This is a genomic window from Nocardioides conyzicola (genome assembly GCF_039543825.1).
Classification (GTDB): Bacteria; Actinomycetota; Actinomycetes; order Propionibacteriales; family Nocardioidaceae; genus Nocardioides; species Nocardioides conyzicola.
In genome coordinates, this window is sequence record NZ_BAABKM010000002.1 from 312,113 (window position 1) to 328,593 (window position 16,481).

A 16,481-nucleotide genomic window follows, 5' to 3' on the forward strand; every position below is an offset into this window, starting at 1 on the left:
CGACGGCGAAACTCACCGGTAACTTACTCGCTCGGCGGGTCGCCGACCACGTGAGGAATCGCACCCTCGTCGGGCTGCGGCCGGCGGCGGCGACGCCAGTCGACGACGCCGAGGACGAGGGCGCCGAGCGTGCCGATCCCGGCGGCGCCGAGACCGGCGGTCAGGCCCGGCGGCCGGAACGTCACGTCGAGCGTGCCGGAGGCCCCCGGCGGGACCTTGACCATCAGCATGCCGATCTTGGTGCGGGTGACCGGGACCGGCTTGCCGTCCAGCTCCGCCTGCCAGCCGGGCCAGCCGAGGGCGGCGAAGATGAGCTGGCCCCCGTCGCCGGAGTCGGCGATCTCGACCCGCTCGTGCAGCGGCGCCTCCGTGTCGGCCGACGTCACGTCGATGCCGTCGGCGGCCCAGCTGAGGCGTGAGTCCGGCCACGCCAGCGGCTGGTCGCGGGTCAGGACGAGCACGGCGTCGTTCTGCTCGGCGATGGACCAGCCCTCGGGGATGTCGACGCCGATCGCCATCTCGGGCTGGACGACGACGGTGTCGACCTTCATCAGGTCCGCGATCGGGATCCCGGCGACCGCCGACTTCGCCCAGAGGTTGGGGTAGCCGCACGGCTGCGTCAAGCCGTCGTACTCCATGCAGAAGTGCCTGTTGAAGACCCGCATGCCCATGCCGGTGTAGGCGTTGACCGCGTCGACGTCGGCGACCTGGTACATGCTGCCGGGCAGGTAGTTCTTCCAGGCGCGCTGGAGCTCGCGGGGGTGCTTCTCCTGCAGGGGCTTGAGGTCGGCGAACTGCATCACCCGGCCGTCCCGGTCGCCGAAGCGCTCCTGGATGGCGGCGACGTCGCGCGGCAGGTGCCAGTAGCGCGACGAGGCGTTCTCGCCGAAGGCGTGGACCTGGAGGCCCAGGACCAGCCCGGTGCCGACGATGCAGATCGCGGCGAGGCCGGCGGTGGCCTGCTCGCGCCACCGGTTCCACAGCAGCACGGCTGCGACCAGCGCGAGCACGAGCAGGACCCCGGCGGCGAGCTGGTGGGCGGCCGCCGGTCGCTCGGCCCAGGCCAGGTAGCCCGCGCCCAGGACGATGGCGGCCGAGGCGAGCGCGCGGCCACGGGCGTGGGTGCGCTGGAGCCCCTGGCTGAGCAGCACCGCGAAGGCGACGGCCACGCCGAGCCAGGCGTACTCGGTCAGCCGCAGGGGCCACCGGAAGAGCCACAGCTTCGAGGGACCGACGCTCAGCGCGAGGTAGATGACCGTGACGACACCGAGGCCGCTGAGCTCACGGGCACGCTGGCGCAGGACGCCGTACCGGAGCCAGGGCAGGAGCGGCAGCACCAGCCAGAAGAGGTACGTCGCCGGGACGCGCATCGGGCCGGTGATCGCCTTGATGTCCGGCACGAACGTCGGCGAGCTCAGGCCCAGCAGGTCCCCGATCCCGGGCCGCAGCTTGCCGCTGTTCTCGATGAGCGCGCCCTGGGAGCGGACGGCCAGGTCGGAGGTCTCCACGAGCGGCAGGTAGACGAGCGGCAGGAAGGCGGCGATGCACAGGCCGACCAGCACCAGGCGGACGACGCCGGCGCGGTTGCGACTGAGCAGCCCCTCCGCGACGAGCCCGAGGCCGACGATGACGACCGCGAGCGTGCCGTAGGGGTTGCCCTGCGTGATCGTGAGGACGCCGACGAGGAAGGCCCAGAACGGGTTGGTGGCGCCGCGCAGGGTGCGGCGGAGCACCCACCAGAGCCAGGTCGCGTAGGCGAACGCCATCAGGCCCGACGGCCAGGACCCGGCGTCCCAGTAGAGCGTGAACCCGCTGAACGGCAGGGCGGTCGCGACGACGGCCGCCGCCCACCGCGCCGCGCCGTACTCCCGGGCGAGGTGGTAGGCGCCGAGCGCCAGCACCACGAGCACGACCAGCTTGACCACGAACGTCGCGAGCATCAGGTCGGACGCCGCCGACATCCACAGCCAGACCAGGATGTTGATCGGGTTGTAGATGCCGTAGAGGGCTTCGGCGGCGTAGTTGCCGCCCGCCCAGGCGTCGGGGTCGAGCCACGGCGGCCACTGCCCCGAGCGGACCAGGTCGCCGAGGTGGACCCACGTCGGCGCGAACTGCGCCGCGGTGTCGCCGCGCTGGAAGAAGTAGGGGTGCGCGACGTACGGGAGGCAGGCGTACGCCGCCGTCACCACGCACACCAGCAGGGGCCACAGCCACCGTCCGCGCTCGCGCGTGCCGGTGTCGTTCTGGGTCGTCGTCATCAGCGCTTCTCGTGGAGGTGGGCGTCGTGGTCGGGGCCGAGGTCGACGGTGATCGGGGTGCGGCCCGGCCCGTCGCTGCTCTCGCGGAGCAGGAAGAGCGGCCGGCGCTTGGTCTCGGCGTAGATGCGGCCGAGGTACTCGCCGATGACGCCGAGCAGGATCAGCTGGACCCCGCCGAATCCGGTCACGGCGCAGATGATCGTCACGTAGCCCGGGGCGCTGTTGCCGTGGATGACGGCCTCCGCGAGCACCCAGCCGGCGTACCCGATCGCGACCGCCATCACGATCAGCCCGAACCAGATCGAGAGCCGCAGCGGGCGGTAGTTGAACGAGATGACGCCGTCGAGGCCGTAGTTGAAGAGGTCGCGCAGCCGCCACTTGGTGGTCCCGGCCTCACGCGAGACGTTCTCGTAGTCGACGACGGCGGTGGGGAAGCCGATCCAGGCGAAGAGGCCCTTGGAGAACCGGTTGGTCTCGCCGAGCGACAGCAGCGCGCGGACCGCCTCGCTGCTGAGCACCCGGAAGTCGCCGACCCCGTCCTCGAGCTGCACGTCGATCAGCCGGTTGATCATCCGGTAGTAGATCCGGGACAGGAACGTGCGGACGACGGGGTCCTGGTCGCGGGTGCGCCGCGCGACCACCTGGTGGTAGCCCTCGTCGAGCAGCGGGACCATCTCGGTGAGGAGCTGCGGCGGGTGCTGGAGGTCGCCGTCCATGATCGCCACGGCGGCGCCGCGCGCCTGGCTGAGGCCGGCGAGCATCGCCGACTCCTTGCCGAAGTTGCGGCTCAGCGCCAGGTAGCGGAACCGGGAGTCCGCGGCGTGGATCTCGCGGAGCATCTCGAGGGTGCGGTCGCGGCTCCCGTCGTCGACCAGGATCACCTCGAACGTGTCGGCCACGCCCGGCAGCACCTCGCCGAGCACCTTGACGAGCTGAGGGAGCGACTCCTCCTCGTTGTAGCAGGGCACGACCACCGAGAGGGCGACGGCGTGGCCGTCCGGGCCGCCGGGGCCACTCATCGCTGCCTCGCCCGCTGGTCGGCCTGCAGCATCGGCACCAGGCTGCGCTCCAGCTCCGTGACCTGTGCCTCGAGAAGGTCGGCGAGCCGGGCGGTCTCGTCGATCGCGAACGTCAGCGACTCGATCGCCTCGTGGTGCTTGATGGCCGCGGCCAGCCCGGTGCCGTAGGCCGCCTGCCGCAGCAGGTCGGCCGGTCGGCTCACACCGACTCCTGCTGGTAGCGCCTCAGCGCCCTGGCGGTGACCTCCGGGTCGCGGTCGCCGAGCGGCAGCAGGAGCTCGCTGACGACGTCCTGCAGCGCGGCGACGCGCAGGTGCAGGGAGCGGTCCACGTCGATCTGCTTCTCCAGCTCGGCGATCCGGCGCGCGTTGGCCTCCGTGCGGTGCTTGAGGTACGGCGCGCTGGTGCGCAGCGCCGCTGTGCGAGCGGCGCGGCGCAGCCGGCCGCCCTCGACCTCGGCCTCCGCCGGCGCCCCGTTCTTGGACCGCTCCCGCACGAGCAGGAGGAGCTGCACGATCGTGTCCAGCGCGGTGTCGAGGAGCTCGGCGTCGGTGACGTCCGCGGGCGATCGGCCCGCGCCCGCGCTCGGCGCCAGGTCGGCCAGGTCCCCGCGTACGTCGTAGCCGGCGGCGTCGACGCGTTCCACGGACCGGGTGGCCTGCTTCTGCGCGTCGCCCAGCTGCCGGTCGGTGGTCCGGATCGGCTCGGAGCCGAGCTTGGCCAGCACGCCGTGGGCGAGGGTGTCCCGCAGCCACTTGGCCTGCTCGCGGCTGCCCTCGATCGGCGGTCCGATCCGCTCGTTGACGCGTCGCAGCAGCTCGGCCGCGGTCACTCCGAGCGACTCGTTCACGAGGCCCACCCCCAGGTTCAGGTCGTTCGTTGTCGCGGTCAGGTCACAGGCGGCGGCGAAGCGGTGCCACAGCTCGTCGGGATCGCGCCGCTCACGCGGCACGGTGACGACGTGCACGTGGTCCGGGCTCAGGCTCGCACCCCACCGCTCCGCGACGCTGGCCGGGTCCATGGTGCGCCAGCCCCACTCGCGCTGCGGCGGGGCGTTCTCGCGCGAGGGGCGCCACTCGTCGAACGGCATCGTGAGGCCGAACTTGAGGCGCTCCTGCCACGCCGACGGCACCATCTTGCCGAAGTCGCGGGCGGTGATGACGACGTGCACGTCGATCCCGGCCAGGTCGGCGATCGCGCGCTCGGCCTGCTCGCGGGTCGCCGCCGAGAAGAGCTCGTAGCTGAGCACGGCCGACGGGCCGTCCCAGGCGCGGATCTGGGCGACGAGGCGCTCCCAGCTGCGCTTCTGCCGCGCGGAGAGCGTGCCGACCCGCCGGTCCTCGCGCACCACGAGGGCGGCGTGGACGCGGTCGACGTGCCGCTCCCCCACGACCAGCACCCCGGCCGCCGCGAGCGGCTCCCGGTTCTGGTCGAGGACCCGCTGGAGGTACGTCGTGCCGGACTTGGGAGCGCCGACGTGCAGGTAGACCCGCTCGGTCACTCCGCCACCTCCCCGGCACCCGCGGACCCGCGCTCGGGCCACTCCACGATCATCCTCCACGCTCCCGCCGGCCCGCCCCGCAGCGCGCGCTCGGCCCGGTCGAAGCCGGAGCGCTCGACGATCCGGCCGCCCGCGGCCAGGACCTGCTCCTCGACCGAGGCCGGCGAGAAGGGGTGGACCCGGCCCGTGCCGTGCCGTTGCGCCCACTTCCGACCGGCGGCACGGTCGCGGGTCACCCCGCCGACGTAGGCCCGGCCGCCGCTGCGCAGCGCCATTCCGGTCAGGAGCCAGAACGCCTCGATGCCGTCGGGCTCGAGCGTCTCGAGCAGGCGGTACGCCGCGATGACGCGCGGCCCGGGTCGCCGCGCGAGCCGGGCGCCGCGCACGAGCACGTCGCGCCGGTCGTAGAGGTTGAGCTCGTCGACCTTGGCCCCGGGGAGCTTGCGGACCGCACGCGCGAGCGGCGCCGGCACGGCGTAGTCCAGGCCCAGGGTCGGTCGCCCGCCCTCGGCGTACCTCCGCAGGTCGGCGCCCCCGCCCGCGCCGATCTCGACGACGGTGGTCTCGGGCGTGATCTGGTCGCACACCCACCCGGCGAACTCCGACGGGGCACCCTTCGCGGTCGCCGCCGTGGCGTTGGCGTGCCGCCAGTCGCGGCGGCCCCGCATCAGCGAGCCGAACCAGCTGTCGAAGCGGCGGACGATCTCGGGACCGGGCTGGTGCTGGAAGGAGGGATCGGGCACCCGCCAGTTGGGTCCGTAGGACACCTCGAGCAGGGCGGCCGGGTCGGCGGGTGCGGGCAGCATCCGGCCCTCGAACTCGATGTCGCGCAGCGGCAGCAGTGCCTCGAGCGGCACCGGGGCACGCACGGTGGCGGTCTCGTAGAGCAGCCCGTCGAGGTAGAACGTGATGTAGATGTCGATGCCGGCGGCGCCGCCGTCCGGGCCGCGGAACCGGACGGTGATGAAGGCGGCGGAGGCGTGGGTGACCCGCATCCCGGCCCGCCGCAGCGCGCGGCCGATCCGCCACAGGTCGGCGGCCATCGCGGCCGGCGTGCTGGCGGTGCTGAGGAAGCACAGGTCGATGTCGGAGTCGTGACCGATGGCCCGCCCGTTGCGGGCCGCGCCGAGGAGGCTGCCGAAGGCGATCCAGCCCTCGACACCGCAGTCGTCGCGCATGACCCGCAGGATCTCGACGGCCTTGTCGGCCATGGCGTCGATGACGCCCGGGTCGCGGTCCTCGAACGGTCGCTGGATGAGGCCCCACTTGTCGACCACGATCGGGGTGCCCTGCGCGTCGACGAGCCGGAGCCGCTCGGCGCTGGTGCCGAACTGGCGCTCACCGACGAAGATCTCCCGGTCGCCGGCGACGACCCGTACCTCGACCTGTCCGTCGAGCAGCCGCTTCATCCGCTTGGGCCACACCACCGAGGCCGGGTCCGAGGACGCGCGGTCGACCGAGAACGACCACACCCGGCGCCCGTCGAAGAGGACGTCGGCCGAGCCGCTGAAGCCGCGAGGCAGACGGATGCCGGTGTCGTCGACCTGCACGGCTGTCCGCTTGGTTCCTCGCCCCACTACATCCCTCGGCGTCGACTTTCGAATCGCGCGCACTCTACTGCACCGTGAAGGACACGTCCTGCACGGCGTGATCGGTCGTACGGCGGACCTGGGCACCCTGGCTGATGCCGACCTTGCCGAACGCTCCGTCGGAACCGAAGATCCAGTCGACCCTCCGACCGGCCGGGGGCTTGCAGGTGGGGTCGGTGCTGCCGCCGAGGGCGGCCCGGAGCCTGGTCTTGGCGGTGACCTGGCAGAAGACCCGCTTGTGGTCGTTGAAGTCACCGGTCAGCAGGATCGGGAGGCCGTCCTTCTGGAGCTTCTTGATCGTCTTGATGATCAGCGCCGTGGCCTTGCGCCGGTCGTCCTCCATCTTGCCCGGCGAGAAGTGCGCGTTGATCCAGTAGAGCTCCTGGCCGCTGCTCAGGTTGCGCAGCCGCACGACCGGCTGGGGCCGCGGCTGGTTGCGCATGAACGGGATGGTGATCGTGTCCTTCCAGACCGCCTTCCACTCCGACGTCCGCCACATCACCGACTGCGGCGCCCCGGCGTACCCGAGGCTGGTGCCGGGCCAGATCGTGTACTTGCCGTCGGTCGCGGTCGCGAGGGAGGCCACCTGGTCGGGCTGGATCTCCTGCACGCCGACGAGCGATCCGTTGCGCGCGTCGATCAGCGACGACGCCCACTCCGAGCGGATCCGCCCGGGTGCCCAGTCGGGCCGGTCGCCCGTCGCTCCGGTGTGCTGGCTGCCGAGCAGGTTGAAGGTCATCACCTTGGTCGTCAGCGACTTCTTCTTCTTGCGCGCCGCGGCCGACACCGCCGGCCGGTCGCCGATCTCCCGCTGCACCTGCGCGTCCGTCGAGAGGCGGAGCGCCGCGGCTCCGCTGCGCAGGACGGCCTGCTCGCGTGCGGCGTCGGCGGACGACACCGCCGCCCGTCGCGCGGGCACGGCGTTCGCGCCGAGCTGGCCGGTCTCGTTGCTCCCCCAGCAGGTGGGCACGGACCCGGCCAGGCCGCAGCCGTGCATCCAGCCCGTGGTGAGCGTGGTGAGGGTCGGTACGGCGGCCGCGCGGACGGGGATGAGGCTCGCTCCGGCAGCGCCGGTGCCGAGCTGGCGGTAGCGGTTGCCGCCCCAGCACCAGGTCGCTCCCGTGTCGTCGAGCGCGCACGTGCTGCTGTCGCCTGCGGACACGGCCGTCCAGATCTGCGCAGGTGCGACGGCGTGCGGCGCCCAGGCCTCCGTGCGGGAGCCGTCGCCGATCTGGCCGTCCTTGTTCAGGCCCCAGCAGGCGAGTCCGCCGGACGTGGTCACGGCGCAGCTGTGGCCCCAGGACGTGCTGACCTGCATCCACCCCGCGTCGGACCCGACGCGGGCCGGCGTGGGCTGGACTGCGGCGGTCGAGTTGCCGACCTGGCCGAAGCTGTTCTGCCCCCAGCACCACGTCGTCCGGTCCCCGCGCACGGCACAGGTGTGCCAGCCGCCGGTGCTGACGTCGGTCCAGCCGTCGCCGGCGGAGCCGACCAGCCGGGGCGTCTCCACCATCCGCGAGGTCGTGCCGATGCCGACGGCACCGCGCAGGTTCTGGCCCCAGCAGTAGAGGGCGCCGGCCGTCGTGATCGCGCAGGTGTTGAACCAGCTGGTGGTCACCTGGTCCCAGACCTGGCCGGGTGCGACCCGCTGGGGCTTCGACTGGATCCCGGACTTGCCGATGCCCAGCTGGCCGAAGTTGTTGAGGCCCCAGCACCACAGCGTGCCGTTGGTCTTGACCGCGCAGGTGGTGGCGCCGCTGGTGCTGATGCTCCCCCAGCCGGTGCCCTTGACCGGCGCGGGCGTGCTGCGTCCCGTCGTGGTCCCGTCACCGAGCTGGCCGAACTGGTTGGCGCCCCAGCAGCTGGCGTGCCCGCCGCCGTCGGTCGCGCAGCTGTCCTGGCCACCGGCGCTCACCGAGGTGGCGCCGTCGGAGACGCTCAGGACCACCTGACCGGTGTGGGTCGTGGTCGCGGGCGTCGTGCCGACCACCGTGTAGCGGACCGTCCACTGCCCGCTGCTCGTCGGCGTGCCGCTGAGCTCGCCCGTGGGCGAGAGCGTCAGGCCCGGCGGAAGCGTGTCGGTCGTGGTCCACCGCACGCCGCCGAGGGACGCGGGCGTCACGTCGGCGCGCAACGGCAGCCGCAGCGGCTCACCGACCAGGGCGGCCTGCACCCGGAGCGCCGGCTTGGGGACCGGCCACCGTCGCGCCCGGTCGAGGGCGGCGTCGCGGGCCTTGGTCGTCGCGGGCAGGGAGTGGTCGTAGCGGCGCGCCTGGGCGGTGGCGTAGCGCAACGACGCCCGGCCCGGAGCGCACACGAGGTCGCCGGCGAGGCAGACGTTCCAGACGCCGTACGTCGAGGTCGACCGCGGCGGCGCGTCGACGTGACGACCGAGCCGCGCCTCGATGCCGCGGCGCTGGGCCGGGTCGGAGATCAGGACGCCCGCGGAGATCCGGGCGCCGTACGGGCGCTGGCGGACCTTGGTCAGCGCGCTGTGCACGATCCGCGCGCCCTGGGCGTAGCCGACCAGCACGAACTGCTGCTCGGGGCAGGCCGCGGCCGCCGCGTCGAGGGTCTGCACGAGCTTGGCGGTCCCGGGCTTGACCGGGGCAAGCCACTGCCGCAGCGCCGGGCGCCGGATCGACGCCACGGCCGTGCGGGCCTGCCGGTGCTGGGAGGTCAGGGCGCCGAGCTTGGGGGTGTGCAGCACGACCCGCTTCTGCTGGACCGAGCGTCCCCCGGACAGCTTGCGGACGTACGCCGCGGCGAAGCGCTCCACGGCCGGCCCGAACGTCGCGCCCTTGGCCCGTCGCTGCCCGTTGCCGTCGACGCCGACGACGAGCACGTCCGCGCAGGCGGAGCGGCGCGCCGACGAGGCCGCGCTCGAGCTGGCCGCGGCCTCCGCGTCGGTCGGGTCCGACGCGGAGGTCACCGCGAGAAGGGACGCCGTCAGGGTCAGAGCCAGCAGTGGTGCGGCTCCGACCTGCCCGAGTTGTCGACGTGCCCCCAAGATCACATTTCCTGTTTGATCAGCGCGTAGGGATCGACGGTCGGGGCGTCCAGGCTGCGACGCTCGACCCCGCCGTTGCCGTTGCCGGTCTGCCCGATCGTGGAGGTGCCCCACGACGAGGGCCGGTGGGTGAAGAGGTAGTCGATCCAGTTGCTGTAGCGCTTGGTCGTGTAGGAGCTGCGGATGACCCCGATGACCTCGTCGCTGACCAGCGAGACGTGCGTCCAGTTGGCCGACCCGTTGATCGTCACCGACGCGTTCGTCTTGCCGTCGTAGACCCCGCTGATGGTCAGCGTCTTCATGTGGACGTAGCGGTCGTAGATGCCGTCCTCGTCACGGTCCCACGCCAGGTGCGTCATGGGGATGGGACGACCGGCCTCCTGGCGCATGATGCGGAGGACTTCGTTGCCGAACATCGCGTAGACGAGCCGGATGTCGCAGCCGCGGCGGTGCATGATCGCGAGCCGCTTGGCGATCGCGATGCCGCGGTCGCCGTACATCGCGGTCTGGGCGATCCGGATCTTGGTGTGGCCGTGCACGCCGGTCCCACCCGTCGCGCCGAGGCAGCGGACCTTGTTGAGCACGTTGAGCGCCGGGTCACCGGACGGGACGGCCTTGCCGGAGTAGGGGTAGAAGATCGCCGAGAACGGGCCGTGGTTCCACTGGCGGTAGGCGCCGCCCTTGGGCTTGCGGTCCTTGGCCATCTCGTTGAACACCGAGAGGAACTCCCGGTACTCGTCGGGCTTGTTGACGCGGGTGTAGACGTCGTTCCACTGGATGTCGGCCGCCAGCTCGGTGGCGTTGTTGGACCCGTAGATCACGACGTTCTTGGCCCGGCCGGACTTGCTGAAGAGGTAGAACTTCGTGTGCGCGATGCCGTGCGGCCCGCGGCAGGCGCTCTGGCACCGACGCAGCCAGCTGCGGTTGACGGCCTTCTTGCGCTTCTTGCTGCCCTGCTTGAGGCCGTAGGCCAGGCGCGCGGCGTCGGGGTTGCGGTTGTCCGGGGCCCAGTTGGAGCCGTCCATCACGACCTGGACGGACACCCCGCGCTTGTTGGCGCGCAGCAGCGCAGCGGTGATGTTGCTGCTGCGGACGTTCCACGAGGCGATCCGGATCTCCTCGCCGCGCGGGACGCTGTCGATCGTCTTCAGCAGCTTGCGGATGATGGCGCGGCGGGAGTCCGTCGACCCGTAGGGGTTGTTGAAGGTCGGGCCGGCGGCCGGCGTGTACTTGGGCTTGGGCTTCGGCTTCGCTGCGACGGCCGGGGAACCCACAGCCAGGACGCTCACCACCAGCGCCGGGGCCAGGGCGATCGCGATCTTCCGCAGAACTTGGTGACGCAAATCCGACTCCCCCACGTAGCTGGCCGCGGGGGTACCTGCGCGCACGCTGCGCACTCCCCGCGCCGACACTCTAACCAACGGTCAAGGCCCTTCCGAATCGCCGCGCCCGAGCCGCGTGGTGCTGGAGGGACACATGGGGAGGCTCAGGCAGTGCAGGTGGCGCGCGTCCGGCGGTACCTGGCGTCCTTCTGGAGCGGCCCCTTGGACTGCGAGATCACGTGGCCGGGCACGCCCCAGAACCGGTCGTCGTAGGTGACCAGCACCGCGCCCATCGAGCAGTGGATCGAGTCCGCGGGGACCGCGATCCCGTCCGCGGCGCAGCCCTTGTACGGCGAGGGCAGGTCGGCGTCGGCGACCCAGGTGTCGGAGCAGTCGGGCCACGACGCCGGGGCCGCGGTCTGGCTCGACTCTTCAGAGGCCGTCGGCGACGCCTCGACGGTCGGCGACGCCGACTGGCTCGGGCTGGCGCTGTCGGTTGCGACCGGAGCGGCGTCGCCCTCGTCGGAGCCGCAGCCGGCGGCCAGTCCGGCGACGAGCGTGCCGGCGGCGATCATCACGAACGTACGCAGCACCACACCCATGGCAGCCACGCTAACCCACCTAGTGGGCGGCAGGGGCGGGGTTGTCGAGCCCGACGTCGGCGTACAGCAGGTAGTGGTCGCTCGCGGCCGCCCGCGACGCGCCGTCCTGGACGTAGCCGGAGAACGCGACGTCCGAGGTGCCCATGATCCAGTCCACCCGACGCGGGTTGGGCGGCAGCTGGCACCCGCCGGCACCGCTGCCACCGTTGGCGGCCACCATGTCGGCCTCGGTGGCGGCCCGGCAGAAGAACTCCTCGTGCTCGTTCATGTCGCCGGTGATGATCACCGGGAGGCCGGTGGACCTGAGCTGCTTGACGAGGGCGATCTCGACCGTCGTCGCGGCGTCGCGCTGGGTCTCCATCCCGCCCGCCGAGTTGTGCGCGGTGATCACGTAGAACTCGCCGCCGTGCTCGCGGTCGCGTAGCCGGACCCACGGCAGCGGGATGCTCTGGCTCGCGAAGACGTACGACACGGAGCCGGTGTCCACCAGCTCGAACTTGGAGTCGAGCCAGGCCACCTGGAGCCGCTGCCCGTTGCTGCCGAGCGCCTGGACGGGCCACATGGCGTAGCCCGGCAGGTTGTTCTGCAGCGCGGGGATCTGGTCGTCCTGGACCTCCTGGAAGCCGGCGACCTGGATGCCACGCGACCGGACCAGGCCGGCCGTGATCGCGGCCCGCTCCGGTCCAGGGCCGTAGCCACCGCGACCCGCGGTGTGCTGGCTGCCGAGGATGTTGAGGGTGCCGATCCGGAAGGACGAGGTCTTCGGCAGCTTGGCCTTGCGCGCCGCCTCGCGGCTCGCGCGGCGCTCGGCGCGCGCCCGGATGACCTGGGCCATGTCCAGCTTGAGCGTCCGGGCCTGGACGACCACCTGCGGCTCGTCCGCGGAGGAGGCAGCGGCGGCGGCGCCCGAAGCCGTGCTGCGGGGGGTCCCGTGGGCCGAGGGCAGCGCCCGGGCCGCGGTGTTGGCGGCCTCGTCGGCCACGGGGTCGGCCGGGTCGCCGTCCGCGGCGTGCAGACCGACGAGGATCGCGATGACGAGGCCCAGGGTGCAGACCGCACCGACCGTCGCAGCCAGGGCACCTGCGCGCTCCCGGCTGGGGCGCCGATCGGCGGCGTGCTTCGACATCGCGTGCGATCCTCCCGCATCCGAGGGTGATCAACTGGCCCGGGCGTCGCGTGCGCCCGGCAGACTTGGCGGAGACTGTACCGAACTGCGCCGCGCCCCTCTGCATCGCAGGAGGCCGTGCCGGTAGCGTTCGTCGTCGTGAGCACCACCCCCTCCCGCGTCTACGTGGCCCGCCTCGTCGGGCTCCCGATCTTCGACCCCCAGGGCGACCAGGTCGGCAAGGTGCGAGATCTCGTGGTGGCGGTCCGCTCGGAGGTCCAGCAGCCCCGCGTCCTCGGCCTGGTCGCCGAGGTGTTCGGCCGGCGGCGGATCTTCGTGCCGATGACCCGGGTGACCAACATCGACAGCGGGCAGGTCTACACGACCGGCCTGCTCAACATGCGCCGCTTCGAGCAGCGGCCCACCGAGACGCTCGTGATCGGGCAGATGCTCGACAAGTCCGTCTTCGTCCCGAGCACCGGCGTGACCGGGACGGTGTACGACGTCGCGATGGAGCAGGCGCGCAACCGCGACTGGGTGCTGAGCAGGGTGGCGATCCAGGAGCCGGCCAAGGGACTCCGCCGGCGGGGCCAGACCTATGTCTGCGAGTGGCGCGACGTCGACGGTCTCACGCAGCGCGAGGAGGCGCAGGGAGCCACCCACCTGATCGCGGCCCTCAACGAGATGCGGCCGGCCGACGCGGCCAACATGATCCGCGACCTCCCGCCCGAGCGGCGGCGCGCGGTGGTGGCCGCGCTCGACGACGAGCGGCTCGCCGACGTGCTCGAGGAGCTGCCAGAGGAGGACCAGGTCGAGATCCTGGAGCACCTCGACAGCGAGCGCGCCGCCGACGTGCTCGAGGAGATGTCGCCCGACGACGCCGCCGACCTGATGGCCGACCTGCCGCCCGAGACCGCGGCCGCGCTGCTCGAGCTGATGGAGCCCGAGGAGGCCGAGGACGTGCGCCGGCTGATGGCGTACGTCGAGAACACCGCGGGCGCCATGATGACCTCGGAGCCGGTGATCCTCGGCCCCGACGCGACCATCGCCGACGCCCTCGCGCACGTGCGCAACCCCGACCTCACGCCTGCGCTGGCCGCCCTCGTCTACGTGTGCCGGCAGCCGCTGGAGACGCCGACCGGGCGCTTCCTCGGCGTCGCCCACATCCAGCGGCTGCTGCGCGAGCCCCCCTCGACGCTGGTCGCCGGCGTCCTCGACGACTCCATGGACCCGCTGCGTCCCGAGGCCACCATCGACCAGGTGGCCGCCCACCTGGCGACGTACAACCTGGTCGCCGCGCCCGTGGTCGACGACAACCACCACCTGCTCGGCGCGGTCAGCGTCGACGACCTGCTCGACCACATGCTCCCCGAGAACTGGCGCGACCAGGCGATCCGCTCCAACGACCGCTCCCAGGGGGTGCGCCGTGGCTGACCGCCCGTCCCGCTCCCGTCTCGACACCCCGACCGAGACGCGTCGCCAGCTGGTCCGGCGCCCGTCGTACGACTCCGACGCCTTCGGCAGCTTCGCCGAGCAGTTCGCGCGCTACATGGGCACGGCCCGGTTCCTGATGTGGATGACCGGGTTCGTCGCCATCTGGTTCGGCTGGAACCTGCTCGCGCCGGAGGGGCTGCGCTGGGACGACTATCCGTTCATCTTCCTGACGCTGATCCTCAGCCTCCAGGCGTCGTACGCCGCTCCACTGATCCTGCTCGCCCAGAACCGGCAGGAGCAGCGCGACAAGGTGGTCGCCGAGCAGGACCGCCAGGCCAACGCCCGCGCGCACGCCGACATGGAGTTCCTCGCCCGTGAGGTCGCCTCGCTGCGGATGGCCGTCGGCGAGGTCGCGACCCGCGACTTCCTCCGCTCGGAGCTGCGCTCGCTGCTCAGCGACCTCGACGAGCGGGCCGAGCTCGCCGAGCGTGCGCAGGGTCACGTGGGCAAGGGCGAGCCGGAGACACCCACCGCCTAGACTCGGGGATCATGAGCACCCCCACTCTCGAGCAGGTCAACGCCGCTCTCGCGACCGTGAACGACCCCGAGATCAAGCGACCGATCACCGAGCTCGGCATGGTCGACTCCGTGGTGATCGACGGCGACGGCCTGGCACACATCACGGTGCTGCTGACCGTGGCCGGCTGCCCGCTCAAGGACACCATCACCCGCGACGTCACCGCGGCCGTCACCCGGGTCGCCGGCATCACCGGCGTCGACCTCACGCTCGGCGTGATGACCGCCGAGCAGCGCTCCGGCCTGCAGGAGACCCTGCGCGGCGGCCAGGCCCAGCGCGAGATCCCGTTCGCCCAGCCCGGCTCGCTGACCAAGGTGCTGGCGATCGCCAGCGGCAAGGGCGGCGTCGGCAAGTCCTCGGTCACCGTCAACCTCGCGCTGGCGATGGCCAAGCTCGGCCTCAAGGTCGGCATCGTCGACGCCGACATCTACGGCCACTCGGTGCCGGCCATGCTCGGCGTCGCCGACTACCGGCCGACCCAGGTCGACGACCTGATCATGCCGGTGCCCACGCCGAGCGGCGTCTCCGTGATCTCGATCGGCATGCTCAAGCCGCGCCGCGACCAGGTCGTGGCCTGGCGCGGGCCGATGCTCGACCGGGCCCTCGTGCAGATGCTCGCCGACGTCTACTGGGGCGACCTGGACGTGCTGCTCCTCGACCTGCCGCCGGGCACCGGCGACGTGGCGATCTCGCTCGGCCAGCACCTGCCGGGTGCCGAGGTCGTCGTCGTGACCACGCCGCAGGAGGCCGCTGCCGAGGTCGCCGAGCGGGCCGGCACGATGGCCTCGATGATGCACCAGCGTGTCGTCGGCGTCGTCGAGAACATGAGCTTCCTGCCGTGCCCGCACTGCACCGCCGAGGGCAAGGACCACCGCCTCGAGATCTTCGGGCACGGCGGCGGCGAGCGCGTCGCGGCGACGCTCTCCGAGCGCTTCGGGTACGACGTGCCGGTGCTCGGCCAGATCCCGATCGACACCTCGCTGCGCGAGGGCGGCGACGTCGGCAAGCCGATCGTCGACTCCGACCCGACCGCCCCGGGTGCGGTGGCGCTGACCGCCATCGCCGGTCGGCTCGCGGGCCGGGGCCGCGGGCTCGCCGGCATGCAGCTGGGCCTGACCCCGACCAGCAAGTTCTGACGCAGTAGGTTCTGGGTCATGTTCGGCGTGGGTCTGCCTGAGTTCGCGGTGATCGCCGTGATCGCGATCTTCGTGTTCGGACCCGACAAGCTCCCCGACCTGGCCCGTCAGGCCGGCCGGATGGCCAAGCAGGTCAAGCAGCTGGCCAACAACGCCCGCGACGAGCTGCGCGAGGAGCTGGGGCCGGAGTTCGCCGACCTCGAGCTGCGCGACCTCGACCCGCGCGAGATCGTGCGCCGGCACATCTCCGAGGCGATGGACGCGGACGACGACGAGGAACCGGCGCCGCGGACCCGGCGCGGCCAGCGGCCGCTCGAGGACGGCGAGATCCCGCCGTACGACGCGGACGCGACCTAGCGGCTCTGCACGGCCGCCAGCCCGGCGTACGGGACCAGCACCGCCCGGCCGTCCTCGCCGACCGCCATCTCGACGAAGTCGGCGCCCACGCGCCGCACGGTGCCGTCGAGCAGGCGACCGTCGTCGAGGCGCAGGACGCACCGCTCCCCCGCCTCCGCCAGCCGGCGCAGCGCCGAGCCGAGGCCGAGCCGGGCCACCGGTGACCACGCGACCTCCGGGGACGAGCGCTCGGACGCAGCGCGCACGGAGAGCACCGCGGCCAGCGCGACGATCCAGTCCTGACCGCTCCCCCCGACCAGGCACCAGCCGGTGCCGACCCGCTCGAGCACGCCGTTGACCACCCCCACCCCGCGGACGTCGAGCACCACGTCGCCGCCCACCGAGGCCATCAGCCGGCTGGCGAGCGTGACCTGCTGGTACTCCGCCCGGCTGCGGTCAGCGAGCTCGTGGCCGCGCTCCACGTCGTAGAGCGCCTCCGCCTGCTGCTCGAGGTCGTCGAGCAGCGCGAAGAGGTCGTCCTCCCAGGCCATGGCTGCACTCTCCCCGCCGTACGACGTGCCCGAAACCGAGC

14 protein-coding genes are annotated in these 16,481 nt (G+C 72.5%); 4 read left to right on the plus strand and 10 right to left on the minus strand.

Going from position 1 to position 16,481, the window contains the following annotated elements; genetic code table 11:
• Positions 1 to 23 precede the first annotated feature (23 nt).
• From ABEA34_RS04510 to ABEA34_RS04550, 9 genes are all read right to left on the minus strand, one after another.
• Complete coding sequence (locus tag ABEA34_RS04510; protein ID WP_345519675.1) at positions 24 to 2,258, minus strand: hypothetical protein; 2,235 nt, start codon at positions 2,256 to 2,258, stop codon at positions 24 to 26.
• Positions 2,258 to 3,277 (minus strand): glycosyltransferase family 2 protein, encoded by a 1,020-nt coding sequence (locus ABEA34_RS04515; protein ID WP_345519676.1) that lies wholly within the window; start codon positions 3,275 to 3,277, stop codon positions 2,258 to 2,260. Before ABEA34_RS04515 ends, ABEA34_RS04510 begins: the two co-directional genes overlap by 1 nt.
• Positions 3,274 to 3,480: a hypothetical protein gene (locus ABEA34_RS04520; protein WP_345519677.1), complete on the minus strand. Its 207-nt coding sequence runs from the start codon at positions 3,478 to 3,480 to the stop codon at positions 3,274 to 3,276. The genes ABEA34_RS04515 and ABEA34_RS04520 overlap by 4 nt, the downstream gene beginning before the upstream one ends.
• Positions 3,477 to 4,778, minus strand: coding sequence for a DUF6752 domain-containing protein (locus tag ABEA34_RS04525; RefSeq protein ID WP_345519678.1), 1,302 nt, complete (start codon positions 4,776 to 4,778; stop codon positions 3,477 to 3,479). The genes ABEA34_RS04520 and ABEA34_RS04525 overlap by 4 nt, the downstream gene beginning before the upstream one ends.
• On the minus strand, positions 4,775 to 6,328 hold the full coding sequence (locus ABEA34_RS04530) for a hypothetical protein (RefSeq protein ID WP_345519680.1): 1,554 nt from the start codon (positions 6,326 to 6,328) through the stop codon (positions 4,775 to 4,777). The genes ABEA34_RS04525 and ABEA34_RS04530 overlap by 4 nt, the downstream gene beginning before the upstream one ends.
• Positions 6,329 to 6,392: 64 nt before the next feature.
• The gene (locus ABEA34_RS04535; RefSeq protein ID WP_345519682.1) at positions 6,393 to 9,299 is read right to left on the minus strand and encodes a cutinase family protein; all 2,907 of its coding nucleotides are present in this window, start codon (positions 9,297 to 9,299) and stop codon (positions 6,393 to 6,395) included.
• Positions 9,300 to 9,379: 80 nt separating this feature from the next.
• Positions 9,380 to 10,720, minus strand: a complete 1,341-nt coding sequence (locus ABEA34_RS04540) for a phospholipase D-like domain-containing protein (protein WP_345519684.1) — start codon at positions 10,718 to 10,720, stop codon at positions 9,380 to 9,382.
• Positions 10,721 to 10,863: 143 nt separating this feature from the next.
• The gene (locus ABEA34_RS04545; RefSeq protein ID WP_345519686.1) at positions 10,864 to 11,310 is read right to left on the minus strand and encodes a hypothetical protein; all 447 of its coding nucleotides are present in this window, start codon (positions 11,308 to 11,310) and stop codon (positions 10,864 to 10,866) included.
• Positions 11,311 to 11,320: 10 nt separating this feature from the next.
• A complete protein-coding gene (locus ABEA34_RS04550) occupies positions 11,321 to 12,427 on the minus strand; it encodes an endonuclease/exonuclease/phosphatase family protein (RefSeq protein ID WP_345519688.1) in 1,107 nt (368 codons plus the stop codon).
• Between the two features lie 138 nt (positions 12,428 to 12,565).
• Here ABEA34_RS04550 and ABEA34_RS04555 point away from each other — a divergent pair, with 138 nt between their 5' ends.
• The 4 genes from ABEA34_RS04555 to ABEA34_RS04570 are packed head-to-tail and all read left to right on the plus strand — an operon-like array spanning position 12,566 to position 15,910.
• Positions 12,566 to 13,840 (plus strand): magnesium transporter MgtE N-terminal domain-containing protein, encoded by a 1,275-nt coding sequence (locus ABEA34_RS04555; protein ID WP_345519690.1) that lies wholly within the window; start codon positions 12,566 to 12,568, stop codon positions 13,838 to 13,840.
• Complete coding sequence (locus ABEA34_RS04560; protein ID WP_345519692.1) at positions 13,833 to 14,378, plus strand: DUF1003 domain-containing protein; 546 nt, start codon at positions 13,833 to 13,835, stop codon at positions 14,376 to 14,378. The genes ABEA34_RS04555 and ABEA34_RS04560 overlap by 8 nt, the downstream gene beginning before the upstream one ends.
• Before the next feature lie 11 nt (positions 14,379 to 14,389).
• Positions 14,390 to 15,553: an Mrp/NBP35 family ATP-binding protein gene (locus tag ABEA34_RS04565; RefSeq protein WP_345519694.1), complete on the plus strand. Its 1,164-nt coding sequence runs from the start codon at positions 14,390 to 14,392 to the stop codon at positions 15,551 to 15,553.
• Between the two features lie 18 nt (positions 15,554 to 15,571).
• A complete protein-coding gene (locus ABEA34_RS04570) occupies positions 15,572 to 15,910 on the plus strand; it encodes a sec-independent translocase (RefSeq protein WP_345519696.1) in 339 nt (112 codons plus the stop codon).
• On the opposite strand, the gene ABEA34_RS04575 is transcribed toward ABEA34_RS04570, so the two are convergent.
• A complete protein-coding gene (locus tag ABEA34_RS04575) occupies positions 15,907 to 16,440 on the minus strand; it encodes a hypothetical protein (RefSeq protein WP_345519698.1) in 534 nt (177 codons plus the stop codon). The two genes, ABEA34_RS04570 and ABEA34_RS04575, sit on opposite strands and share 4 nt — an antisense overlap.
• Between the last annotated feature and the right edge of the window lie 41 nt (positions 16,441 to 16,481).